We start from the raw sequence: 24,107 nt of genomic DNA on the forward strand, positions 1-24,107 counted from the left end.
CATACCGGATCATTCCAGTCAGCGTCCCCAATTGCTCGTTGCCGCTCGCGCACGGGCCAGGAACAATTGGGAATCTGCCCCGCACGGCCCGTACGCGGTCCGGATGGACCGTGCCGTGGTGCGCCCTCACCACCCGACCCTGCCCGCGGAGCGGGCGCGTATCCGAAGGGAGGATCGTGACCCTCGGATTCGCTCCGTCCTCAGCCGCTCCGATCAGTTCGTCGTCCGGGTCGGCCAGCCGCCTCGCTCGGATGCTCGAACCGGCGGAGTGGGCCGCGGCCGGGATCCCGCTGCTGCGCAACCCGCGTGAGGTCGTCAGCGGCCTGCACTCCCGGCATCTGCCCACGCCCACGACCGCGGTGATCGCCGTCCTGGACCACGAGGAACGGCTCGCCGCCAGCGCCTCGTTCACCCGCAGGTCCGCCCCGGCGGACGGCTGGGAGTTCCGCAACGCGCTCCTCGCCCACCTGCGCCGGGTCCTCCCGCACGACCTGCGCCGGCGCGCTCCCGTGCGCACGGCCGTCCTGCTCTACTGCCGCGAGGGCGACGAGCGCTGGACGGAGGAGGACGGGGCCTGGATGTGGGGGCTGCGGGACGCCTGCACCCTGCACGGGCTGCGCTGCGGGGCGTACATCACGCTCACGCGCGGGGGCTGGCAGGTGCTGGGCGAGGGCCGCGGCGGCCGACGGCCGAGCTCGGACTCGCCGCCCTTGGCGCTGGGCGAGGAATCCGCGTACGAGCGGCTCGTGCCGCGGATAGCGAGCGGGGCTCCGGAGGCATTGCGCCGGGCAGCCGCACGCTGAGAAACGGCCACCTGGCGCGCCATCCGATACGCCGCCCGACACTGCCGGAGAAAGGTCGGCGGGCGGCCGGGGCTCGACGGCGCTCGCCGGGCCCGTACAAGGGCGGGTACGAGCCCCGTACAACTACGAGTACGAGTACGAGTACGACGATCGCCCGTAGAGCACCTACGGGACGCACCGCCGCCCGGCCGCCCGCTAGGGGGCAGCCGGGTCCTGGCGGGCGTCGGTCAGACGCCGGCGCCGAGCGCGGCGTTGACGCGAGCGGCGTCTCCGCAGACGATCAGCAGCGCGGTCGCCCGCGTCAGCGCCTCGGGCAGGGAGCGCGAGACGGCTTCGTCGGAACCGCCGTTGACCGCGACGACCACCACGGGACGGGCCGCGGCCCGCTCCACGGCGGCGGCGTCCGCGAAGAACACGTCCTCGCGGGCGTCCTGCTGCGCCCAGTAGGCGTTCTCACCGAAGGACAGCTCGTGCGCCGTCCACGGGTGCTGCTCGCCGGTGGTGAGCACCAGCACGTCGCCGGGGGCGCGGCCGGACTCCAGGAGCAGGTCCACGGCCTCCTCGGCGGCGTCGAGAGCGCCGTCGGCGGTGGCGGGGATCAGCTGGATCTGGGCACCGGACCGCTGGTCGGAACGATTCTGCTCGGCAGCGGGAGGGGTCGGTCCCGCAGTGGGCTGCGGGCGCGGCACCGGCGGCGCGGGCCTGGCGGGACCGGGGACCGGTCCTCCGGGTCGCGGGGTCGCCGCGGAGCGCGGGCCGGGTACGGGTCGGGGGGTCGGCACGGGGCGGCCGGCGGCCGCAGTCGCGCGGGGACCCTGGGCACTCTCGTGAATCTGAGGCTCCTCGGGGATGAGAGGCATGGGTGGATGTCTATCAAACGCCGGAGCAGGGAGCTCCGGCGGGTGGGCGCACAGGTGCGCCCCGACCGCTGAGAAGGGCTTCTCCGAGGGATCCGACACGGGATCCCGCCGGAGAGAATCCAGCGGCCGGAAGTCAGAAGTCGAAGCCGAGTTGGCCCCCGCTTTCGAGTGCGGCCGCCTCGGCGGAGAGGCGGACCTTCTTCAGATGCCGCCAGCGGGGCATCGCGTCCAGGTACGACCAGGAGAGCCGGTGGTACCGGGTGGGCCCCAGTTCCTCCAGCGCGGCCTTGTGGACCGGCGAGGGGTACCCCGCGTTGGCCCCGAAGGCGTACGGGGCGTACTGCTCGGCCTCCGCCTCCAGCTCGCCCATCAGCGCGTCGCGCCGCACCTTGGCGATCACGGACGCGGCGGCGACGGCGATGCAGGACTGGTCGCCCTTGATCACCGTACGGACCTGCCAGGGGCTGCCGAGGTAGTCGTGCTTGCCGTCGAGGATGACCGCGTCGGGGCGCACCGGAAGGCCCTCCAGGGCGCGGACGGCGGCCAGCCGGAGCGCGGCGGTCATCCCGAGTTCGTCGATCTCCGCCGGTGAGGCGTCGCCGAGCGCGTACGCCGTGACCCACTCCTGGAGCTCGGCGGCGAGCACGGTGCGCCGCTTGGGGGTGATCAACTTGGAGTCGGTGAGCCCGGCGGGTGCGCGGCGCAGGCCGGTGACGGCGGCGCACACGGTCACGGGACCGGCCCACGCCCCGCGTCCGACCTCGTCGACCCCGGCAACGATCTTGGCGCCGGTGGTGGCTCGGATCGATCGCTCGACACTGTGGGTGGGTGGTTCGTACGGCATGGCGCCTGACAGGTTACGCCGACGGATACCTTCGCCGGTACCCGGATTCCATCTGGTGACCCACGACCGACCGAATCCCGACCCGATCCGAGCCCCCGCTCGCCCCGATTCCAGCCCCGCCTAGACCCGATCCCAGACCCGGCTAGACCCGATTCCAGCCCCGCTCAGCCCGGTCCCGCCCCCGTCGTCCCGGTCGGCGGCGACCCGCCCCCCGGTCCCCGGCTCCGCAGGAGCGGGACCATGACGTGGTCGATCATCTCGGCGATCTCGGCATCGCTCCATTCGCTCCCGCACACCTTGGCGCGGTACATCATCATCGCCGGGATGACGTCGTAGACCAGGTCGCCGGGCGCGTCCGGGCGCACCTCCCCGCGTCCGACACCGCGCTCGACCACCTCGCGCAGCAACTGCTTCGACGGGTCGGTCACACCGGTGAGGATCAACGCCTGGAAGCGTTCGGAGGTCTCCGCGTCGCACTCGTGAATGACGGATCGCAGGGCGAAGCCGGGTTTCGAGTACATCGCCGCCCGCACCCTCCGGCACAGCTGGTAGAGGTCCTCGCGGAGGTTCCCGTGGTCGGGCGCCTCTCCCAGGGCGGGGAGCGCGGCCCGGAGCGCGTCGGCGACCAGGTCCTCCTTGGAGGACCAGCGCCGGTAGACCGCGGCCTTGCCGGTCTGCGCGCCGACGGCGACGCCCTCCATCGTCAGACCGTTCCAGCCGACCGTGCTCAGCTGTTCGAGCGCCGCCTCCAGGATGGCGCGCTCCAGTACGGCGCCGCGACGCCGTGACGCCACCCCCTGTGGCCGAGCGGTGGCCACGGAGTGCGAAGTAACCATCAGAACCTCTCTGTTGGGCTGCCTCCGGGCAACCGGCAGTGCTCAGTGAACGGTTGCGTTCTCTGAGGGGGAATCACTACCGTGGAAGACAGTGAACGAGTGCGTTCACTGGATTCTTCCGTGGGGGATACACAGTGACAACATCTCCGGTGGACACCCGGACAAGTCCAGGCACCGCCAGGTACCCGAATCGGCCGGGAATCGCTCTCACCGTCATCGCCGCCTGCCAGTTGATGGTCGTCCTCGACGCCACGATCGTGAACATCGCGCTCCCGCACATCCAGGAGGCGCTCTCCTTCTCCACCACCGACCTGTCGTGGGTGCTCAGCGCCTACACCCTGACCTTCGGCGGCCTACTGCTGCTCGGCGGCCGGGCCGGTGACATCCTCGGCCGCCGCCGGGTGTTCATGACCGGCATCCTGGTCTTCACCCTCGCCTCGCTGCTCGGCGGCTTCGCGCAGGAGCCCTGGCAGCTCCTGGCCGCGCGCGCCCTCCAGGGCGTCGGGGGCGCGATCGCCTCGCCGACCTCCCTCGCGCTGATCACCACGACCTTCCCCGAAGGCCCCGAGCGGAACCGGGCGTTCGGCGTCTTCGCCGCCGTCTCGGCCGGCGGCGGAGCGATCGGCCTCCTGGCCGGCGGCATGCTCACCGAATGGCTCGACTGGCGCTGGGTGCTCTTCGTGAACGTGCCGATCGGGCTTGTCATCGCCTTCCTGGCGCCCCGTTTCATCAACGAGTCCGAGCGGCACCCCGGCCGCTTCGACCTCGCGGGCGCGCTCTCGTCCACCCTCGGCATGACCGCGCTCGTCTACGGCTTCATCCGCGCCTCGGAGGAGGGCTGGCGGGACGGGCTGACCATCGCGGCGTTCGTCGCCGCGGGCGTCCTGCTGGCGGCCTTCGCCGTCGTGGAGTCCCGGGCCCGCGAACCCATCACCCCCCTGCGGATGTTCGCCGACCGCAACCGCTCGGGCACGTACGTGATCATGCTCAGTCTGGCCGCCGCCATGCTCGGCATGTTCTTCTTCATCGTCCTCTTCGTACAGAACGTCCTCGGCTACAGCCCGATCCGCTCCGGGCTCGCCTTCCTCCCGGTCACGCTCGCGATCGGCCTCGGCGCGGGACTCGCCCAGCGGATGCTGCCGGTCCTCGGCCCGAAGCCGTTCATGGTCACCGGTGCGGCGTGCACCGCGATCGGGCTGTTCTGGCTGAGTTTCATCAGCTCGGACAGCACCTACGTGAGCGGTGTCCTCGGTCCGATGCTCGTCTTCGGCTTCGGCATGGGGCTCAACTTCGTGACGCTGACCCTGACCGCGGTCTCAGGGGTCGCGCAGCACGAGGCCGGGGCCGCGTCGGGGTTGCTCAACGCCACCCAGCAGGTGGGCGGTTCGCTGGGCCTGTCGATCCTGGTGACGGTCTTCGGCACGGCCAGCCGGGACGAGGGGCGGCAGCTGGCGCCCGAGTTCCTGGCCCAGGCGACGCCCGAGCAGCAGGCGTCGTTCGCCAAGACCCACGAACTGCCGCCGCCGTGGTCCCATGACGTGCTGACGGCCGGCATCTCGCTCGCGTTCACCGCCGCCGTCGTCATGGCGCTGGTCGCGTTCGTCACGGCGGTGACCGTGATCCGGGTGCGCAAGAGCGATCTGGAGGCCCTCAGCGGCAAGGCCGAGGCCGCCGGGCCCGCCGCCTGACCGGCACGACGGTCCCGCGCCGACGACCGAGGGGCGTGTCCCCCTTCCCGTACGGGGAGGGGGACACGCCCCTCGGTGCGCGCGGACCCATGGGGTACGGGTCAGGGGGCGCCGTACGGGTCGGCGTCGGGGTCGTAGCCCTCCTCGCGGCTGGGCGGTCCGCACTCGTCGGCGGTACGGGTCAGGGGGCGCGCGGCCAGGATCTCGCGGGCCCTGGTCTCGGCCAGGCTGGTGGCGTACCAGGCTCCGTCGTCCTCGCGGAGCCGGGTGTCGATGTCGACGAGCGCGCAGGAACGGAGGGGTTCGGGGAGCCGGTCGAGGGCGGGGACGGCGTCGGCCGACAGCCCTTCGAGGTAGTTCACGTCGATCCTGCCGAGCCGTTCGTGGCGGTCGACGTTCTGCTGGGCGATGACGGCGTCCGGCTGGATGAGGCCGAAGGCCAGGACGAATCCGGCCGCGCTGGCGGCGAGCGCGCGGGGCAGCAGGCGGGCGCCCCAGATCCCGGCGGCCATGATCAGCAGGAGGGCGACGCCGAGCCAGATCTCCATGGTGGCGACGGATATCCGCAGCCGGGTCAGGCCGTACGCGTCCACGTACAGGTCCATCCTGCGCAGCGCGGAGGCGACGACGACCAGGGTGAGGACGCACAGGGTGCCGAGCACGGCCCGCACGAGCCGCCGGTCCCCCGCGTCGGCGCGGGGCGCCCAGCGCAGGGCCAGGCCGATCACGGCCAGGGTGAGCAGCGTGGCGGTGAGCAGCTGCCAGAAGCCCTGGCGGGCGTACTCCGCGTAGGTCAGACCGGTCTCGCTGAGCACCTTGTCGTAGCCGCCGAAGAGGACGGCCAGCTGGATCGCGTTGAAGGCGGCGAACAGCAGGTTCAGGACGATGAGCGGAAGCGCCCACTCCAACCGGCCGCGGGCCTTGCCCGGGGCGAAGGACAGCCGGTCCCAGCGGAGCGGGGCGGCGGCCGTGCGGGCGACGGCGATGGCGCCGAGCAGGCCGAGCAACAGGCACAGGGTGCGCCAGGGCGCCCGCTCGACCGAGACGTCGGGCATGAGCGAGCCGAGCAGGTCGGCGAAGGCGGCGTCGGCCCCGGCGAACAGCGCGCCGAAGACGACCAGCAGGCCGAGGGCGATCAGGGCGGTGCGCAGGATCGGGCCCCATCGGCCGCGCGAGCCGTCCGCGCGGTCGCGCACGCTGCGCCAGACCCAGGGCATGCCACCGCCGACGGAGTCGAAGAGGCCGACGGGTCCGAGCAGCATGCTGGGCCAGCCACGGCCGCCGTGCAGGGCGAACCCGGTGACGCCGATCGTGGCGACGACGGCGAGGAAGGTCGGCCAGCCCGCGTCGCTCAGCGCGGGAACGGCCAGGAGCGCCGCGCCGCCGAGCGCCCAGACCAGCGTCCAGGGCCGGAGCCGGCGCCCGGCGGCACGGGCGGCGAAGGCCCCGGCGAGGGTGGCGGGGACGGCGACGAGCAGCAGGTTCGCCCCGGCCCCGTCGCCGAGGAGCAGGGCGGCGAGCAGGGCGGTGGCTCCGATCGCCGCGAGCGTCGTGGCGCTCGCGGGCGCCGGTGCCGCGGGCCGCAGTCTGCTCGCGGCGGGCGGCTTCCTCGGCGGCGCCCAGGGGTGGTGCGGCAGGCCGTGCCCGACCGGCCAGCCGGGCGGCGCACCCGGCGGACCACCACCCGTCGTCGCCGCGACGACCCGCGTGTGCCCGCCGGGCGAGCCCGCACGCGCACCGACCGGCACCTTCGGGGAAGCACCTGCGGCCACGGGCGACGGCTCCAGGGGCGAAGTAGCCGCAGCCACCGGCTCCCCGCTCGGCGGAGCCCCTGGCGTCGACTCCGCCGTCGGCGGAACGTCCTTCCGCGAGCCGTCGGCCCCCTTCGGTGGGGCGTCCTGCGGCTCGTTCTCCTTCGGCCCTGTGTCCTTCGGTGGCTGTGCGGACGGTGTGTCGGTCACGGGACCCCCTCCCGACCCGGCGTTCGCCGGCGCGGCCGTGCGGCGGCGCGCGGTTGGTGCCGGGTGTCTCGTCGGCGCGCTCTTGTCATGATCAGCGCTTCGAAGGGGCCGACTCTAACCGCGCCCCGCCCTCGCGAACCCCCTCGGCGGCCCCTGTGGCAGGACCGTGACATTCCGCCACGGCGCGAGCCGTGGCGGTCCGGTGTCGGGCTCCGCTACGGGCGCACCGTGGTCGGCACCCACGCGGGGAGCTCCTCGGTCTGCTCCAGCCATGCGGCCGGGGGCCGGCCCGCCGGGCCCGCGGCGACGACGCCGCCCGCGATGGCGCAGGTGGTGTCGACGTCGCCGCCCACGGCCGCGGTCGTCCAGAACATCCGCTCGAAGTCGTCGAGCGAGCGGGCCGCCGACCAGAGGGCGAACGGCACGGTGTCGTGCGCGCTGGTGCGTCGGCCGCTGCCCAGCACCGCCGCGACCGTGGCCGCGTCCCCGTAGTCGAGCATGTCGCGGGCCCGGCGCAGCCCGGCCCCCACGGCGCTGCGCGGGACCAGGGCGATGACGCCGTCGAGCAGCGCCTCGGGCGTGGGCGGCCCCGAGGGGTTCGCGGCGAGCGCGGCCGCCGCGGCGACGGCCATCGCCCCGACCACGGCCTCGCGGTGCTGGTGGGTGGTGTAGGCGGAGATCTCGGCCTGGTGGGTGGCCTGTTCGGGGTCGTCGGCGTACCAGGCCCCGAGGGGGGCGATCCGCATGGCGGCGCCGTTGCCCCACGAGCCCTGCCCCTTGAAGAGGGCGGCCGCGAGCTCCCGCCAGTCACCGCCCTCCCGGATCAGCCGGAGCATCCGGTTGACGGCGGGGCCGTAGCCGCGGTCGAAGTCGTGGTGGTGGGCGAAGGAGGCGGCGAGCGCGTCCTGGTCGATCCGGTCGTGGGCGACGAGCACGGCGAGAACGGAGCAGGCCATCTCGGTGTCGTCGGTCCACTGCCAGGGACCGGTGGGCGGCTCGTGCCGCTTCAGCAGGGGATAGTGGGCGGGGACGAAGTACTGGGAACCCAGGGCGTCCCCCACGGCCAGTCCGCGCAGGCTGGCCAGGGCGCGTTCGAAGCGCCGGTCGGGAGAGGAGTCAGCGGTCATCGCTCTGCCACTCTATCCGGTGGGGCCGTACGGTTCCGGGGTACGCCAGCGTTCGAAGGGCCGGTCGAGCCGGTACTTCCCGTCCTCGCCGAGCAGCAGCGTCCTGGTCTCCGCGTTTCCCGGGTTGGACAACGACTCGAAGTCGGCGACCGTCCAGTGGAACCAGCGCATGCAGAACAGTCGCATGGTCAGCCCGTGGGTGACGAGCAGGACGTTGGGCGGGTGGTCAGGGGCCTCGAAGCTGCGGTAGAGGCTCTCCAGGAACGCCCCGACCCGGTCGTACACATCGGCGCCCGACTCGCCCTGGGCGAAGCGGTAGAAGAAGTGTCCGTACGCGTCCCGGTAGGCCTTCTGGAGGCGTACGTCCTCCCGGTCCTGCCAGTTGCCCCAGTCCTGCTCCCGCAGGCGCGGCTCCTCCCTGACCCGTACGCTCTCCGGATCGAGCCGGAAGGCGTGCAGGGTCTCGTGCGTCCGCCGGTACGGCGAGACATAGACGCTGACCTGCTCCTGTCCGAACAGCTCCCTCAGCCGTCCCCCCGTCTCCTCCGCCTGCCGCCATCCGGTCTCGGTGAGCCGGAGCGCGTGATCGGGCTCCCTCTCGTACACCGTGTCATCGGCATTGCCCTCGGACTCTCCGTGCCGTACGAGGACGATGCGCCGCGGTCGTGCCATGGGACGACCCTAGATCGCCCCGCTCCGGGAGGCTCATTCGAGCAGGCGTCCGGAGTCCATCCGGCGTATCCGCCCGGTGAACCGGCGCCGCAGTTCGCGGTCGTGGGAGACGACGACCACGGCGCCCGGCCACTGCTCCAGGGCCTCCTCCAGTTCCTCGACGAGGCCGAGGGCCAGGTGGTTGGCCGGCTCGTCGAGCAGCAGCAGGTCGGCGGGGCGGGCGAGCAGCCGGGCGAGCGCGAGGCGGCGGCGCTGTCCCGCGGAGAGGCTGCCGACGGGCACCCGAAGGTCGGCGGGGCGGAACAGTCCGTAGGAGAGGAGCAGTTCGGCCTGCTCGTCCTCGGTGAGCGGGAGTCCGCGGCCGAAGGCGGCGAGGACGCGCTCGGCCGGGCGGTGCGCCGGTATCTCCTGGGCGAGGAATCCCGTGCGTCCACGGCGGGCGACCCGTCCGGTGTCGGGCTCGACCAGGCCGGCCATGACGCGGAGCAGGGTGGACTTACCGGCACCGTTGTCGCCGTGGATGAGCAGCCGGTCACCGGCACCGACGGAGAGGCCGTCGACGGCCAGCCGGTCGGCAACCCGCACCCCGTCCAGGGCCAGCAGCTCCCCCTCGGCTCGGCCGGAGAGCGGCCGGGCGGTGAAGGCGAGGGGTTTTGGCGGCTCCGGCACGGGCTCCTCGTGGAGCCTGCGCAGGCGCTCCTGGGCGTTGCGCACGCGGCCGGAGACGGAGGCCTGGACCCGGCCGCCGGCCCGGTCGTAGGCCATCTTGTTGTTGTCCCTGATGGCCCTGCCGGGGGCCACACCGAGCGCGGTCGTCGTCGCGTACGCGGCGAGGCGGGCGGTCTCGGCGCACCACTCGGTGTGGGCCTGCTCCCAGCGGCGCCTGGCCGCGGCCCGCTCGGCTCGGTAGCCCGCGTATCCCTCGCCGTACCGGAGGACGGTGCGGCGGTCGGCGTCGATCTCCAGGATGGCGGTGGCGACGCGCTCCAGGAAGACGCGGTCGTGGGAGACGGCCAGGACCGTGCCTCGGTGGGCGAGGAGGGAGTCCTCCAGCCAGTCGAGCGCGCGGGCGTCGAGGTGGTTGGTCGGCTCGTCGAGGAACAGCACCTCGGGCGCGGCGGCGATCGTACAGGCGATGCCGAGCCTGGCCCGCTCGCCGCCGGAGAGGCTGCCGAGAGGGCGGTCCCGGCCCAGGTGGGCCAGGCCGAGGGCGTGCAGGGCTTTGTCGACGCGGGCGTCCGCCTCGTATCCCCCGCGCAGCTCGAAGGCGGTGAGCAGGTCTCCGTACGCGCGGAGGGTGCGGTCGTCGGCGGTGCCCAGTCCGGCTTCCAGCGTGCGCAGGCGCCGCTCCATGCTCCGCGGCTCGGCGAGGGCGGCGTCGACGGCCTCGGCGACGGTGGCTCCGGGCGGCAGCTCGGGTGTCTGGGCGAGCAGGCGGGCGCCGCCGTCGGCCACGGTGACGGCCTCGCCGGAATCGGGGCTGTCGATTCCCGCGAGTATCCGCAGCAGGGTGGACTTGCCCGCGCCGTTCTCCCCCACGATCCCGATCCGCTCACCTGGGCGCACGGTGAGCGAGACCTGGTCGAGCAGCAGTCGTTCGCCACGGGTCACTGTCACGTCGCGAAGAGAGATCTGGGTGGGCAAGGGGCGCCTCCGTACAGGCCGCAGCCGGTCGATCGACAAACGCAACAGTTGTCGCGTTATGGCGAGTGTGGCACACTCATAGCCATTAACGCAACGGGAGTAGCGATTGAACGAGTCATCTGAGGACGAGCGGTCCCCCGCCCCCGGCAGCAGGCGCCCCGGCGGACGCACGGCCCGGACCCGCGCGGCGGTCCGCGACGCCGTCCTCACCGGCCTGGCCGAGCACGGCTATCCGGCGCTCACCGTCGAGTACGTGGCGGAGCGTTCGGGAGTGCACAAGACGACCCTCTACCGGCGCTGGGGCGGCGTGGAGGGCATGGTCGCGGACGCGCTCGCGCTCGCCGGCGAGGACGCGTGGACGGCTCCGGACACCGGTACCCTCGCCGGTGATCTGCGCGCGCTGGCCCGCGAGGTGGTCGACGCGTTCGCCGACCCCGCGCAGGCGGCCGCGCCGACGGCCTTCGTCGGCGCGGCGTTCCAGTCGGAGCGGGCCGCCGACTCCCTGCGCGACTTCTACGCGGAGCGCTTCCGGCGCTGCGAGCCCGTGGTGGACCGGGCCGTCGCCCGCGGCGAGGCCCCGGCGGGGACGGACGCGGGCGCGGTCGTCCGGGCGGTCTCCGCGCCCCTCTTCCTCCGCCTCTTCGTCACCCGCGAACCGGTGGACGCGGCCGTCGCCGAGCAGGCGGCGCGGACGGTGCTCGCCGCGGTCGAGGCGGGCGCGTTCGTCCACGAGGGGGACGCGCCGACGGGGAGGGCGGCCGGCATGCCGAGTGCCTGACCACATGACAGCCCGACTACACGACCAGCAGACCGGCCGACCCGTCAGGCCGTCAGACCCTCACGCCATCCCGCCGTCACGCAACCTGACCGCCCGCCCAAACCACCCCGCCGTCAGACCGCCCAAGCCGACTCAAGCTGCACCACATCGCCCGTCAAGGCCGCCACATCGGCCGCGGTCTGGGCCCGCAGGCCGAGGCGCTCGACCCGCTCCACCCGGTACTTGCCGTGCTCCGCGGCCGAGTTCCACATCGAGAGGACCAGGAACTCGTGCCCCGGCGCCTCGCCGAACAGCCCCCGGAGCATGCCGGGGGACCCGGCCATCGCCGGGTTCCACACCTTCTCCTGCATGAGGGCGAAGTGCTCGGCCCGTTCCTCGTGGACCCGGCTGTGCGCCACCCGCGCCACGTCGGCGTCGGCGAAGCGCGGCTCGAAGCCCGTCTTCACGTCGAAGCGGTGGTCGAAGAGCTTGACCTGGGCGTCCTTGAACGTGCCGGCCTGCGCGGCGGCGAGCCGGTCGTGGGAGCGCGCCATGAACGAGTCGTAGAACGCCCGGCTCTCCCAGAACGCGAAGACATGCGCGACGTCGGGCCGTCGCCGGCTCCATCCGCCGCCCTGCCCCCGGAAGCCCGGCTCACCGAGCAGCCCCGCCCATTTCCGCTGCCCCCGCTCGAACCCTCGACGGTCCACAACGGTGCAGCGAATCCACTTGACCAGCACCGCGCCATGGTACGGGGCGGAGCGACGCGCCGTCAGATCTCCGCTGAGTGCAGCCGCACCAGACCCGCGACGCCCTCGGCATCCAGTTCGATTCCGAAGAGCTCGGCCAGCGTCGCGACCAACTCGTCAGGTCCGACCGTCCGTTCCTCGGTCGTGCCGTCCACACCCACCGAGGTCAGTCCCGTCCTGACGAGCGCCCTGCGCACCTCGGAGCCCGGCCGCAGGGCCACCACCTGGCCGACGAAGCGCGAGTTCGGGTGGCTGGAGCTGTAGTGGTTCATCAGCTCGAAGTCCACGGGGTACACCGCGTTCGGCGCGAACGAGTAGAGCCCGACCCACCCCTCCGGGCGAAGCGAGCGCAGCAGGTGGACGCCCTCCGCCTCGGCCACGATGCCGAAGACCCAGCCGTCCTGCTCGACCCGCGCCCCGTCGACCAGCGGAATCGGCTCCAGCGGGCCCTGCCAGCCGAACCCGGCGTCCGCGAGCCACTGTTCACCGTCGATCGTCACGACGAGCAGGGCGTGGGTGATCGGCGTCAGCGCGTCGCCCCGCGACCGGTTGCGGGCACCCCGCCCCGCCACCTCGAAGCCGATCCGCTCCAGGGCGGCGGCGAAGAGCGAGTTCTGCTCGTAGCAGTAGCCGCCCCGCCGCCGGCCCACCAGCTTGGCCTGGACGCTCTTGAGGTCGAGCGGTATCCGCCGCCCCAGCGCCACGTCGAGGTTCTCGAAGGGGATGGCCGTCACGTGCGCCCGGTGCAGGGCGCGCAGCGTCCGCAGGTCCGGCGCGAGCTCTCCCGAGTACCCGATCCGCGCCAGATATGCGTCCAGATCCAGCTCTTCCCCGCTCCACATACGGTGCTCCCCCTCGACCGCTGACATGTTGATCACATGACACCATGAACATGTCGTCAGAAACCGCACAGGGAGAGGGGATTCACGATGAGCGGACTCAACAAGGGGGTCGGCAAGGCCGAGGTGACGCTCAAGTGGGACCCGAGTCCGCTCGGGACGCCCCCGCACGACCTGGACCTCGTCGCCGGGGTCTACACGGCGGACGCCCCCTACGGGCCGCCGGCCTATCTCGTGCACTTCGACAGCCGCTCCCCCGACGGCACGATCACCCTCAACCGCGACAGCCGTACGGGTCAGGGCTTCGGCTACGACGAGGCGATGACCCTGGAACTGACCCGGCTCGCACCGCGCTACGCGCGCGTGGTGGTGGGCGTAGCCATACAGCAGGGCGGCGGGCGGCTCACCTTCGGCCAGGTCGCGCACACGGGCGTCCTGGTGCGCGAGGGGTACACCGACCTCCTGGAGGACGATTTCGCGGGTGTGGCGGACGCCACCGCCGCGACGGTCGTCGAGTTCACCCGCGACGGAGCCGCGGACTGGACCCTGCGTCCGCTGTCCGTCGGCTTCGACACGGATCCGCGCGACTTCGGCGCGCAGATGGGCGCGCGCCGCCCCTGAGGCCCCTCCAGCCCTGGGCGAGGGGGCCGGCCCACCGGACCGGCCCCCCCTTCCGTCACCGCGCGGTCCAGCCGGGGAGGGTCGGCAGCACCCGCTCCGCGACCCGCAGCAGCGCCGCGTCCTCCGGTATCGCCTCATCCTGACGCCAGATGACGATCTCGTAGGAACCGCCGCTATCTGTTGCGTCCTTGGCGATGACCAGATGGCGGGCGATACCGCCGGTGCCGCTCTCGGCCTTGCCGCCCCCGCCGAGCGGGATCTTGAGCGCGAGGGTCCGGTCCGAGTAGAGGACCGCCGGGCGCCCCAGAACCCGCTTCGACTCCGCCGTATTCCCGAGGAGCCGCCCCATCTGGGCGACCGGGAGACGGTCGTGGGAGGCCGAGAGCTTCACGGAGTACGTCGAGAGGTCGACGCTCCCCTCCGGCGACGCGATCTTGGCTCCCCCCGCGAGCCCGACCCATCCGTCGCTCCCCCAGGCGTTCCGCGCCTGCTCGCGGGGCGTGCCGAGGAGCACCGGCAGGTCGGGGCGGTTCAGCACCTCGCACAGCCTGGTCCCCGAGACGTACCCCGCCGGCCGCGAGCGCGCCGGAGCCTTCGGGTCCGCCGACTCCGTCGCGGGCTTGGAGGGCGTGCAGACGGCCGGCCCCTTCGCCGTGGCCTCCTGCATGTCGCTCTTGGCCATGTACCAGAAGCCGCCCGCCAGCGCCGCCCCCAGAGCCAGCGCGAGCGCCACCTGCCCTCCCACGCTCGGCCCGCCCGCAGCCGCGGCCGTGCCCTCTGATCCGTCGGTCATGTTCCCCCCTCGTCGTACGCGCGCGATGGCGCGGCGGCGAGCCTACCCGCGAGTACGCGAAAGAGGGCGCCGACTTGTGGTCGGCGCCCTCCCTCAGGAACGGCTCAGGTGCTCAGCCCCTGCCCGGGCAGCGCTCGCGCACCGCCCGCGCGGGTCAGCTGCAACCGCTGGTCGAGCCGCAGCCCTCGCAGATGTAGCAGGAGCCGGCGCGCTGCATCTTCGTACCGCAGGAGAAGCAGAGCGGGGCGTCCGCGCTGATGCCCAGCTGCATCTCGACGAGCTCGGCCGAGGTGTGGGCCTGCTTGGGGGCGGGCACCTCGATCTGGGCCGGGGCCACGACGGGCTTCGGCTCCACCGCGCGGGGAGCGGATTGGGCCAGGCCCTCGACGTCCATGTCGTCCTCGGACTGCTCGTACGAGCCGGTCTCCAGGTGCCGCTGGCGCTCCTCGGCGGAGTGGATGCCGAGCGCGGAGCGGGTCTCGAAGGGCAGGAAGTCCAGCGCCAGGCGGCGGAAGATGTAGTCGACGATCGACTGCGCCATCCGCACGTCCGGGTCGTCCGTCATGCCGGCCGGCTCGAAGCGCATGTTGGTGAACTTCGAGACGTACGTCTCCAGGGGGACGCCGTACTGCAGACCGACGGAGACGGCGATGGAGAAGGCGTCCATCATTCCGGCGAGCGTCGAGCCCTGCTTCGACATCTTCAGGAAGACCTCGCCGAGACCGTCGTCCGGGTAGGAGTTGGCGGTCATGTAGCCCTCGGCGCCACCCACGGTGAAGGAGGTGGTGATCCCCGGACGGCCCTTGGGGAGGCGCTTGCGCACCGGGCGGTACTCGACGACCTTCTCGACGGCCTCGCGGATCGTCGCCTCGGACTTCGCGGTGACCTCGGCCTTCTCGTCCTCCTTCTTCTTGGCGGAGAGCGGCTGGCCGACCTTGCAGTTGTCGCGGTAGATCGCGAGCGCCTTGACGCCCATCTTCCAGGCCTCGAAGTAGACCTCCTCGACGTCCTCGACCGTCGCCGTCTCCGGCAGGTTGACGGTCTTGGAGAGGGCGCCGGAGATCCACGGCTGGATGGCGGCCATCATGCGGACGTGGCCCATCGCGGAGATGGAACGCTCGCCCATGGCGCAGTCGAAGACCTCGTAGTGCTCGGTCTTCAGGCCCGGGGCGTCGATCACATTGCCGTGCTCGGCGATGTGGGCGACGATCGCCTCGATCTGCTCCTCCTGGTAACCCAGGCGGCGCAGGGCCTGCGGGACGGTGCCGTTGACGATCTGCATCGAGCCGCCGCCGACCAGCTTCTTGAACTTGACCAGGGCGAGGTCGGGCTCAAGACCGGTGGTGTCGCAGGACATCGCGAGACCGATGGTGCCGGTGGGGGCGATGACCGAGGCCTGCGCGTTGCGGAAGCCGTTCTTGGCGCCGAGGCGGACGACGTCCTGCCAGGCCTCCGTGGCGGCGGCCCAGATCGGCGAGTCCAGGTCGTCGAAGCGGACGGCCTTGGTGTTCTCGTCGGCGTGCTGCTGCATGACGCGCTGGTGCGGCTCGGCGTTGAGCGCGTAGCCGTCGTACGCGCCGACGACCGCGGCGAGCTCGGCGGAGCGCTTGTACGAGGTGCCGGTCATCAGCGAGCTGATGGCACCGGCGAGGGCGCGGCCGCCGTCGGAGTCGTACGCGTGGCCGGTCGCCATCAGCAGGGCGCCGAGGTTGGCGTAGCCGATGCCGAGCTGGCGGAAGGCGCGGGTGTTCTCGCCGATCTTCTGGGTGGGGAAGTCGGCGAAGCAGATGGAGATGTCCATCGCGGTGATGACGAGCTCGACGACCTGGGAGAAGCGCTCGACGTCGAAGGACTGGTGGCCCTTGCCGTCGTCCTTGAGGAACTTCATCAGGTTCAGCGAGGCGAGGTTGCAGGACGTGTTGTCCAGGTGCATGTACTCGCTGCACGGGTTCGAGCCGTTGATGCGGCCGGACTCGGGGCAGGTGTGCCAGTGGTTGATCGTGTCGTCGTACTGGATGCCCGGGTCGGCGCAGGCCCACGCGGCCTCGGCCATCTTGCGGAAGAGCGACTTGGCGTCGACCTCCTCGATGACCTCGCCCGTCATGCGGGACGTGAGGCCGAACTTCCCGCCGGCCTCGACGGCCTTCATGAACGCGTCGTTCACGCGGACGGAGTTGTTGGCGTTCTGGTACTGGACGGACGTGATGTCGTCGCCGCCCAGGTCCATGTCGAAGCCCGCGTCACGGAGGGCGCGGATCTTCTCCTCCTCCTTGACCTTGGTCTCGATGAAGTTCTCGATGTCGGGGTGGTCGACGTCGAGGATGACCATCTTGGCCGCGCGACGGGTGGCGCCGCCCGACTTGATCGTTCCCGCGGAGGCGTCGGCGCCGCGCATGAAGGAGACCGGGCCGGAGGCGTTGCCGCCGGAGGAGAGCAGCTCCTTGGAGGAGCGGATACGGGAGAGGTTCAGGCCGGCGCCGGAGCCGCCCTTGAAGATCATGCCCTCTTCCTTGTACCAGTCGAGGATCGACTCCATGGAGTCGTCGACGGACAGGATGAAGCAGGCGGAGACCTGCTGGGGCTGCGGCGTGCCGACGTTGAACCACACCGGGGAGTTGAAGCTGAAGATCTGGTGCAGGAGGGCGTAGGCCAGCTCGTGCTCGAAGATCTCGGCGTCGGCGGGCGAGGCGAAGTAGCCGTACTCCTCGCCGGCCTTCGTGTAGGTCTTCACGATCCGGTCGATGAGCTGCTTCAGACCGGTCTCGCGCTGCGGGGTGCCGACGGCCCCGCGGAAGTACTTGCTGGTGACGATGTTGACCGCGTTCACCGACCAGAAGTCGGGGAACTCGACGCCACGCTGCTCGAAGTTGATCGAGCCGTCGCGCCAGTTGGTCATGACGACGTCACGGCGCTCCCAGCTCACCTCGTCGTACGGATGCACGCCGGGGGTGGTGTGGATGCGCTCGATACGCAGACCCTTGCTGGCCGCCTTGGCTCCCTTGGTGCGGGAACCACGTGCCGGGCCGCTCGCCGTCTCTGTCATGCCGCCTCCCATATACGGGCAAAACACGCTGGAGCGCCCGGAAAATTCCAGGGCTCCGCCTTCTGTGAATCGTCTTGTAGAGCAATTGCCACGAGCGCCTCACGGTTCACTCGGGGCAGGTCTTTCGGGGCCGCGCGGCGGCCGGTCGCCGGACCGAGCACGGAGTGTCGGGCCGGCGCCGCCGGTCTAGTCGGCGGCGGTGGCGGGAACGGGGACCTCGGGGGTCGCTCCGATCCCGCGCAGCTCAGCGGGAGGCCGCTCACGGAGTTCCGTGATCGCGGCCTCGAAGTCTTCGAGGCTGTTGAAAGCCTTGTACACGGACGCGAAGCGCAGGTACGCGACGAGGTCGAGCTCCTGCAGCGGACCGAGGATGGCCAGGCCCACGTCGTGGGTGGTCAGCTCGGCGCTTCCGGTGGCGCGCACCGCCTCCTCGACCCGCTGGCCCAGCTTGGCGAGCGCGTCCTCGGTGACGGGCCTTCCCTGGCATGCCTTGCGGACGCCGGAGATGACCTTGGTGCGGCTGAAGGGTTCGGTGACTCCCGAACGCTTGACCACCATGAGCGAACACGTCTCCACCGTCGTGAAACGGCGGGAGCAGTCGGGGCACTGGCGGCGGCGTCGGATCGACGTCCCGTCGTCGGTGGTGCGACTGTCGACGACACGGCTGTCGGGGTGCCTGCAGAAGGGGCAGTGCATGTGGTTCCGACCCTCCCTCACGGCACGACTGAAAAGCTCCACCGGGCCCGTCAGGGCCCTCGAAGCGACCACCAGCATAGGCGATGTGGAGACCCTCGGCAGACCGAGGATCCGACCGAGGACCACTAGTTCTAGGTGGCTGACGCCATACAACCACTAGATCTTGGGGCGAGACGCGATTTGAGCCCGTACCGCGTGTCGTCGCTCCCGACCGGCCACGAGGGTACGGGAAGGGCGCGGCTGCGCGGATTCCGGGGTCGCCGGTGCGACACTGGGAAGGCACCCCCGCCCCGCGCGACCCGGCGCTGAAGGTTACCGTAATGACCGAATTGAGACATCGGCTACGTCGGTGACGGAGACCCTCCGGTCACGCCTCGTCGGCGGCATATACACCCACGTACGCACACGCGTAAGGCGATCTGCGATTTTTCACTCGAACGTGTGTTTGGCGCAACCTTTCGAAAGCCACTACCGTTGTGCCAGCCAGGGAGACCATTCGAGAGGGGCCGCCGACGTGACCACCACCGCAGACAGTGCCACCATCACTGCCCAGGACCGCTCCCAGGGCCGACTCGAGCCGGTGCATGCGATGAATGACGCAGCCATGAACGGGGAGGAGCCCGGCCGACCCGCGCGCTCGCTCCCCGGACGACCTCCAGGCATCCGGGCCGACAGCTCCGGCCTCACGGACCGGCAGCGCCGGGTCATCGAGGTCATCCGCGACTCGGTCCAGCGCCGCGGCTACCCGCCGTCGATGCGTGAGATCGGTCAGGCCGTGGGCCTCTCCAGCACCTCCTCGGTGGCACACCAGCTGATGGCCCTGGAGCGCAAGGGCTTCCTGCGCCGCGACCCGCACCGCCCCCGCGCGTACGAGGTGCGCGGCTCGGACCAGCCCAGCACGCAGCCGACGGACACCACCGGCAAGCCCGCCGCCTCCTACGTCCCCCTGGTCGGGCGTATCGCGGCCGGTGGCCCCATCCTGGCCGAGGAGTCCGTCGAGGACGTCTTCCCGCTCCCCCGGCAGCTGGTCGGCGACGGCGAGCTCTTCGTCCTCAAGGTCGTCGGCGACTCCATGATCGAGGCCGCCATCTGCGACGGCGACTGGGTCACGGTCCGCCGCCAGCCGGTCGCCGAGAACGGCGACATCGTGGCCGCCATGCTCGACGGCGAGGCCACGGTGAAGCGCTTCAAGCGCGAGGACGGGCACGTCTGGCTGCTGCCGCACAACTCGGCGTACCAGCCGATCCCCGGCGACGAGGCCACGATCCTCGGCAAGGTCGTCGCCGTGCTGCGACGGGTGTGACACCACCTCGTCGGCCCTGAAGCGGGCCCCGGGACCCACTGCGCCGGTCCCGGGGCCCTGCCGTGTCTCCAGGGCCCCTCAGCGGCGTGGCTACGCCTCCTCGGCAGCCGCCGCCGTGGCCGCCGCGTCGATCGCCGACAGCGACTTCCGCACCTGGTTGCGGTCGGTGGTGTACCAGAAGTCCGGCAGCGAGGCCTTCAGATAGCTGCCGTACCGGGCCGTCGCCAGCCTCGGGTCGAGGATCGCGACGACGCCCCGGTCCCCCGTGGCCCTGACCAGACGGCCGGCGCCCTGCGCCATGAGCAGCGCCGCGTGCGTCGCCGCCACCGCCATGAAGCCGTTGCCCCCGGCGTCCTCCACCGCCTTCTGCCGCGCGCTCATCAGCGGGTCGTCCGGGCGCGGGAAGGGGATCTTGTCCATCACGACGAGCTGGCAGCTCGGCCCCGGCACGTCCACGCCCTGCCACAGGGAGAGCGTGCCGAAGAGACAGGTCTTCGGGTCGGCCGCGAAGTTCTTGATCAGCTCGCCGAGCGTGTCCTCGCCCTGGAGCAGGATCGGCAGCTCGGGAATCCGGCTCCGCAGCTCCTCCGCCGCCTGCTGCGCGGCCCGCATCGAGGAGAACAGGCCCAGCGTGCGCCCGCCGGCCGCCTGCATCAGCTCGGTCAGCTCGTCGAGCATGTCGCCGCGCTCGCCGTCCCGCGCGGGCCGGTTCAGATGCTTGGCGACGTAGAGGATGCCCTGCTTCGGATAGTCGAAGGGCGAGCCGACGTCGATGCCCTTCCAGACCGGCAGATCGTCGCCCTTGGTGCCCTCGGGCGCCAGCCCCAGCGAGGCGCCCACCCCGTTGAAGTCGCCGCCCAGCTTGAGGGTGGCGGAGGTGAGGACCACCGAGCGGTCGGCGAAGAGCTTCTCGCGCAGCAGCCCGGAGACCGTCAGCGGGGCGACCCGCAGGGAGGCGCCGAAGCGGTCGTGCCGCTCGTACCAGACGACGTCGTACTCCGAACCCTGGGTGATCCGCTCGGCGACCCCGTGCACCGTCTCCACGGAGGCCATGGCCTGCTTGCGGACGGCGTCCTCGTCCTGGACGGAACGGTCACGGGTGTTGCCGAGGGCCGTGATCACCGCGCGGGAGGCGTCGCGGAGCGCCATCAGCGCGTACCCGAGATCCTCCGGGATCTCCTCAAGACGGCCCGGCAGGGCCAGCTCCATCAGCCGCTCGAAGCCCTCGGCAGCCGTCTGCAGCTGGTCGGCGGTCTTCTCGTCGACCAGCTTCGCCGCCCGGCGGACCGCCCGGTTGACCTGCCCCGGTGTGAGCTCGCCCGTGGCGACGCCGGTCACCCGGGAGACCAGCTCATGGGCCTCGTCGACGATCAGCACCTCGTGCTGCGGCAGCACCGGCGCACCCTCGATCGCGTCGATGGCGAGCAGGGCGTGGTTGGTGACGACGACCTCGGCCAGCTTGGCCCGCTCGCGGGCCGCCTCGGCGAAGCACTCCGGCCCGTACGCGCACTTGCTCGCGCCCAGGCACTCGCGGGAGGAGACCGAGACCTGGGCCCAGGCCCGGTCGGAGACGCCCGGTGTCAGGTCGTCCCGGTCGCCGGTCTCCGTCTCGTCGGACCAGTCCCGCAGCCGCAGCAGGTCCTGGCCCAGCTTGCTGGTGGGGGCCGCCGCCTCGAAGGGGTCGAAGAGGCCGTCCTCCTCGTCCTGCGGGACGCCCTCGTGCAGGCGGTGCAGGCACAGATAGTTCGAGCGGCCCTTGAGCATGGCGAACTCCGGGCGGCGGCGCAGCTGCGGGTGCAGCGCGTCGACCGTCCGCGGGAGGTCGCGCTCGACCAGCTGGCGCTGGAGGGCCAGCGTCGCCGTGGCGACCACCACCCGCTCCCCCTGCGCCAGCGCCGGTACGAGATAGCCGAGGGATTTACCGGTGCCGGTGCCGGCCTGGACGAGCAGGTGCGAACCGTCGTCGATGGCCTCGGTCACGGCCTGGGCCATGGTGACCTGGCCGGGGCGCTCCACACCGCCGACGGCGGCGACGGCGGCGTGGAGGAGGTCGGGGAGGGATGGCTTCGTCATAGCGGTTCCAGCCTACGGGGCGGCACCGACAGCCGGTCCCTCCCCGTGATCACGCGAGGGGGTTCGGGACGGTGCCGTGGACGGCGGCGTGCGGGCGTTCGGGCCGGTCGCGGTAGCCGTCGAGGTGGAGCCGGTTGCGGTTGAGACAGAGGCGCTCGATCCGGGGGACGAGCAGGTCGAACAGCTCGAAGCGTTCCTTCAGCTCCGGGAAGCGCGCCTGGTGGCGGAGGATCTCGGCCCGCAGCAGGGTCCAGAACTCCTCCTCCGGCAGGGCGAGTTGTTCCTCGTACAAGGGCGCCAGATAGCGGAAGACTCCAACGAAGAGGCCCGAATGGATGAACTGGGTGAGGAAATCGGGCTCCTCCGTGAGGAGCACGGCCCGTACGTCGTCCGGCATGGTGGCGTGCTCGGGCAGCGGGTGGGCGCTGATGTTGACGTCGTCGACGAAGTCCTTGATGGCCAGGCGTACGGGCACGTCCTGGTCGTCGTAGACGACGATGGCGTTCTCGCCGTGCGGGGAGAAGACCGTGCCGTACTGGTAGAGGAAGTGCAGCAGCGGCGGCATCAGGGCGGCGAAGAGGCGCTGGAGCCAGGCGCGGGGGGCCAGCCCCGAGCGGCCGACGAGCTCGGCGACGAAGGCCCGGCCCTCGGGGTCGGTGTGCAGCAGGGCGGCGAGGGTGCGGGCGCGCTCGCCCGGCGGCAGGCGCAGGGGTTCGCGCCAGATCGCGCCCAGGAGCTCCTTGTACTGGTACGGCACCTCCGGCAGCCGGTCGTACAGCGGGTGCTCGACGGTGACGGAGGCGACCTCGCCGAGGAGGATCACCCCGCACTCGTCGCGCAGGAAGGGGTCGGCGTCGCGCAGCCCGTGGACCCAGGAGGTGACGGCCGGGGCGGCGAGGGTGCGTTCGGTGGGGAGCCCGCGCCAGACGAGGGTGTTGAGGACGGAGAGCGGCAGCTTCACGGTGTGGCGGTCGGGGCGGGTGGTGTTGAGGAAGGTACGGATCGACTGCTGCGGCAGCCGCAGGTCGGCGTCTGTGGTGAGCGGCACGAGGGCGCCGGAGGCGATGGCCGGGGCGTACAGCGGCAGCAGGACCTCGTCCCACTGCCAGGGGTGGACCGGCAGGAGGAGGTAGCCGTCCGGGTCGAGACCACGGGCCCGCAGGGTGGCGCGGAAGCCCTCCTGGACCTCGGGGTCGAGCTCGCGCGCGTAGAGCAGGTCGGGAGTGTCGAGGCCGGCGACTCCTCGGTACGCGGCGATCCGGCTGCTGACCGCGATCCACGGGAGGCGGGCCGCGCGGCGGGCCTCGGGGGCCCAGCGGCCGGCGTCGGTGGCGGAGAAGCCGATCCGCCCCTTGTTGAGCACGATCCACGGGTGGCCGGTCTGGTGGCCTTCGAGTTCGGCGTAGCCGAGGTCGGCGAGGGCGGCGGCGGTCAGCGCGGTGTGGTCGAGCCGGGCGTCGGCGGCGAGGGTGGTGGTGAGCTCGCGGATGAGGTGGCCGAGGGTGGCGCCGTCGAGGTCGAGCAGGCGGCGGGCACGGACGAGGAAGTCCAGCGGGTCGGTGGCGGGGCGGCCGTCGACGGTGATCGAGTCGGGCTCGACCCGCCAGCCGCCGTAGGCGCCGCGGCGGGCGGTGAAGGTGAGCGTGCCGCCGTCGTCGAGGGTGAGGGTGTACGGGGCGGGGCCGCCGCCGTCGCCTTCGCGGCCGTCGGGTGCGGCCGGGCGGGGTTCGACGATCTCCTCGTACGAGAACTCGGCGAGGGCCTTGGCGAGCAGGCGGGCGGAGGCCCGCGTCCAGGCGGCGGGGTTGAGCTCGGGCGGCAGGCAGAGGGCCGGGGGTGCGGGCTGTGCGGAGTCGTGGGGTGCAGGGGACGTCGACACGGGGACTCCTCGGGGTAGGACCGCTGTGGGTCCAGCGGTGGGTGTGGGTCAGTGGCTGTTCACAGGACGTGACGCAGGGCGCGGTCGCGGACCATGAGCGCGGCCCGTTTGTCGGGGAGCTCGACCTCCGCCGACAGGCGGAAGCCGGCGCCGAGGAAGGCCGCCACGGAGGGGGTGTTGCGCAGGTCTGGTTCGGCGAGGACCCGGGTGCACCGGGGCCGGTGGTCGAGGACGAGGTCGGCGACGGCGCGCAGCAGGGTCGTGCCTACCCCCCGGCCGCGGTCGGCGACACCTCCGACGAGCAGATGGATCCCGGTGTCGTGCGGGCGCGCGGGGTAGTACCGGGCGAGCGGGTCGAGGTCGGCCCGGTAGATCTCGAAGTAGCTCATCGGCGTGCCGTCCAGGACGCCGAGGCAGGGGACGCTGCGTCCGTCGGCGTCGAGTTGGGCGCGGATGTGGTCAGCGGTCACGCCCGGGGGGCCGGCGAGCTCCCAGAAGGCGGCGACGGCCGGATCGTTCATCCACCGGGCGACGACCTCCAGATCCCGGTCGAGCCGCACGGGGACGAGCTGGAAGCTCCCCACGGCGGTGACGGCCGCCCGCCATCCGGCGAGCCCGTCGAGCAGGTCGCCCTCGGTCCTCGCTCGTTCCGAGCGGTCGGCGGCGAGGAGCGCCAGGAAGTCCTCGGGGAGGTGGAGGTCGAGGGTGTCGTCGGGGCTTGGGGCGGGGGCTGCGGTCTCGGGGCGCGGGCCCGGGCCGGGGCCGGGGGCTGCGGCCACGGAGCCGGGGCGAGCAGTCTCGGTGCCGGGGCCTGCGGCCTCGGTTCCGGGGTGCGCTTCGGTGGGAGGCACGGGGCGCGCTCTCCTCTCGGCGGGTGGGTGGGTACGGGGGCGGGGTGGGGCGGGTCCGGTCGGGGTGG

General features: G+C 72.2%; 20 protein-coding genes. 5 read left to right on the top strand and 15 right to left on the bottom strand.

The annotated features are described in order from the left end of the window. Positions 1–176: 176 nt before the first annotated feature. Positions 177–803, top strand: coding sequence for a hypothetical protein (locus ABTZ54_RS13390; protein ID WP_351661342.1), 627 nt, complete (start codon positions 177–179; stop codon positions 801–803). Between the two features lie 227 nt (positions 804–1,030). Here the strand turns inward: ABTZ54_RS13390 and ABTZ54_RS13395 are convergent, their stop codons facing one another. From ABTZ54_RS13395 to ABTZ54_RS13405, 3 genes are all read right to left on the bottom strand, one after another. Then, positions 1,031–1,663, bottom strand: a complete 633-nt coding sequence (locus tag ABTZ54_RS13395; protein ID WP_351661345.1) for a hypothetical protein — start codon at positions 1,661–1,663, stop codon at positions 1,031–1,033. Positions 1,664–1,796: 133 nt separating this feature from the next. Further along, positions 1,797–2,507 (bottom strand): ribonuclease HII, encoded by a 711-nt coding sequence (rnhB, locus tag ABTZ54_RS13400; RefSeq protein ID WP_351661348.1) that lies wholly within the window; start codon positions 2,505–2,507, stop codon positions 1,797–1,799. A 164-nt stretch (positions 2,508–2,671) separates the two neighbouring features. Continuing rightward, the gene (locus ABTZ54_RS13405) at positions 2,672–3,343 is read right to left on the bottom strand and encodes a TetR/AcrR family transcriptional regulator (RefSeq protein WP_351661351.1); all 672 of its coding nucleotides are present in this window, start codon (positions 3,341–3,343) and stop codon (positions 2,672–2,674) included. A 134-nt stretch (positions 3,344–3,477) separates the two neighbouring features. On the opposite strand from ABTZ54_RS13405, the gene ABTZ54_RS13410 reads away from it, so the two are divergent. Then, positions 3,478–5,031: an MFS transporter gene (locus tag ABTZ54_RS13410; protein ID WP_351661418.1), complete on the top strand. Its 1,554-nt coding sequence runs from the start codon at positions 3,478–3,480 to the stop codon at positions 5,029–5,031. Positions 5,032–5,132: 101 nt separating this feature from the next. Here ABTZ54_RS13410 and ABTZ54_RS13415 read toward each other — a convergent pair whose 3' ends face one another. The 4 genes from ABTZ54_RS13415 to ABTZ54_RS13430 all read right to left on the bottom strand — a co-directional run bounded on the left by ABTZ54_RS13415 (position 5,133) and on the right by ABTZ54_RS13430 (position 10,435). Continuing rightward, positions 5,133–6,992 carry a DUF4153 domain-containing protein gene (locus tag ABTZ54_RS13415; RefSeq protein WP_351661421.1) on the bottom strand — a complete coding sequence of 620 codons (1,860 nt, stop codon included), beginning with the start codon at positions 6,990–6,992 and terminating at the stop codon, positions 5,133–5,135. Positions 6,993–7,207: 215 nt separating this feature from the next. Further along, positions 7,208–8,119 carry an ADP-ribosylglycohydrolase family protein gene (locus tag ABTZ54_RS13420; protein WP_351661424.1) on the bottom strand — a complete coding sequence of 304 codons (912 nt, stop codon included), beginning with the start codon at positions 8,117–8,119 and terminating at the stop codon, positions 7,208–7,210. A gap of 12 nt (positions 8,120–8,131) precedes the next feature. Continuing rightward, a complete protein-coding gene (locus ABTZ54_RS13425) occupies positions 8,132–8,791 on the bottom strand; it encodes a histidine phosphatase family protein (protein ID WP_351661427.1) in 660 nt (219 codons plus the stop codon). A gap of 33 nt (positions 8,792–8,824) precedes the next feature. Next, a complete protein-coding gene (locus tag ABTZ54_RS13430) occupies positions 8,825–10,435 on the bottom strand; it encodes an ABC-F family ATP-binding cassette domain-containing protein (protein WP_351661430.1) in 1,611 nt (536 codons plus the stop codon). A 106-nt stretch (positions 10,436–10,541) separates the two neighbouring features. Between ABTZ54_RS13430 and ABTZ54_RS13435 the strand changes: the two genes are divergently transcribed. Next, positions 10,542–11,213, top strand: coding sequence for a TetR/AcrR family transcriptional regulator (locus ABTZ54_RS13435; protein ID WP_351661433.1), 672 nt, complete (start codon positions 10,542–10,544; stop codon positions 11,211–11,213). Positions 11,214–11,326: 113 nt separating this feature from the next. Here ABTZ54_RS13435 and ABTZ54_RS13440 read toward each other — a convergent pair whose 3' ends face one another. Next, positions 11,327–11,932, bottom strand: a complete 606-nt coding sequence (locus ABTZ54_RS13440) for a YdbC family protein (RefSeq protein ID WP_351661436.1) — start codon at positions 11,930–11,932, stop codon at positions 11,327–11,329. A gap of 32 nt (positions 11,933–11,964) precedes the next feature. Continuing rightward, a complete protein-coding gene (locus ABTZ54_RS13445) occupies positions 11,965–12,783 on the bottom strand; it encodes an arylamine N-acetyltransferase family protein (RefSeq protein ID WP_351661439.1) in 819 nt (272 codons plus the stop codon). Positions 12,784–12,870: 87 nt separating this feature from the next. Between ABTZ54_RS13445 and ABTZ54_RS13450 the strand changes: the two genes are divergently transcribed. Then, positions 12,871–13,401, top strand: a complete 531-nt coding sequence (locus tag ABTZ54_RS13450) for a TerD family protein (protein WP_351661442.1) — start codon at positions 12,871–12,873, stop codon at positions 13,399–13,401. A gap of 55 nt (positions 13,402–13,456) precedes the next feature. On the opposite strand, the gene ABTZ54_RS13455 is transcribed toward ABTZ54_RS13450, so the two are convergent. The 3 genes from ABTZ54_RS13455 to nrdR all read right to left on the bottom strand — a co-directional run bounded on the left by ABTZ54_RS13455 (position 13,457) and on the right by nrdR (position 17,933). Beyond that, a complete protein-coding gene (locus ABTZ54_RS13455) occupies positions 13,457–14,194 on the bottom strand; it encodes a DUF6215 domain-containing protein (RefSeq protein WP_351661445.1) in 738 nt (245 codons plus the stop codon). 154 nt (positions 14,195–14,348) lie between these two features. Then, a complete protein-coding gene (locus tag ABTZ54_RS13460; protein ID WP_351661448.1) occupies positions 14,349–17,237 on the bottom strand; it encodes a vitamin B12-dependent ribonucleotide reductase in 2,889 nt (962 codons plus the stop codon). A 186-nt stretch (positions 17,238–17,423) separates the two neighbouring features. Then, entirely contained in the window at positions 17,424–17,933 is a 510-nt protein-coding gene (gene nrdR / locus ABTZ54_RS13465) for a transcriptional regulator NrdR (protein WP_329424884.1), read from the bottom strand. Between the two features lie 514 nt (positions 17,934–18,447). On the opposite strand from nrdR, the gene lexA reads away from it, so the two are divergent. Continuing rightward, on the top strand, positions 18,448–19,236 hold the full coding sequence (gene lexA, locus ABTZ54_RS13470; protein ID WP_351661451.1) for a transcriptional repressor LexA: 789 nt from the start codon (positions 18,448–18,450) through the stop codon (positions 19,234–19,236). A 90-nt stretch (positions 19,237–19,326) separates the two neighbouring features. Here lexA and ABTZ54_RS13475 read toward each other — a convergent pair whose 3' ends face one another. The 3 genes from ABTZ54_RS13475 to ABTZ54_RS13485 are packed head-to-tail and all read right to left on the bottom strand — an operon-like array spanning position 19,327 to position 24,039. Then, entirely contained in the window at positions 19,327–21,309 is a 1,983-nt protein-coding gene (locus ABTZ54_RS13475) for an ATP-dependent DNA helicase (protein WP_351661454.1), read from the bottom strand. A gap of 49 nt (positions 21,310–21,358) precedes the next feature. Next, complete coding sequence (locus ABTZ54_RS13480; RefSeq protein WP_351661457.1) at positions 21,359–23,188, bottom strand: IucA/IucC family protein; 1,830 nt, start codon at positions 23,186–23,188, stop codon at positions 21,359–21,361. A 59-nt stretch (positions 23,189–23,247) separates the two neighbouring features. After that, a complete protein-coding gene (locus tag ABTZ54_RS13485) occupies positions 23,248–24,039 on the bottom strand; it encodes a GNAT family N-acetyltransferase (protein WP_351661460.1) in 792 nt (263 codons plus the stop codon). Positions 24,040–24,107 lie beyond the last annotated feature (68 nt).

Source organism: Streptomyces sp. NPDC094032 (genome assembly GCF_040303965.1).
Classification (GTDB): domain Bacteria; phylum Actinomycetota; class Actinomycetes; order Streptomycetales; family Streptomycetaceae; genus Streptomyces.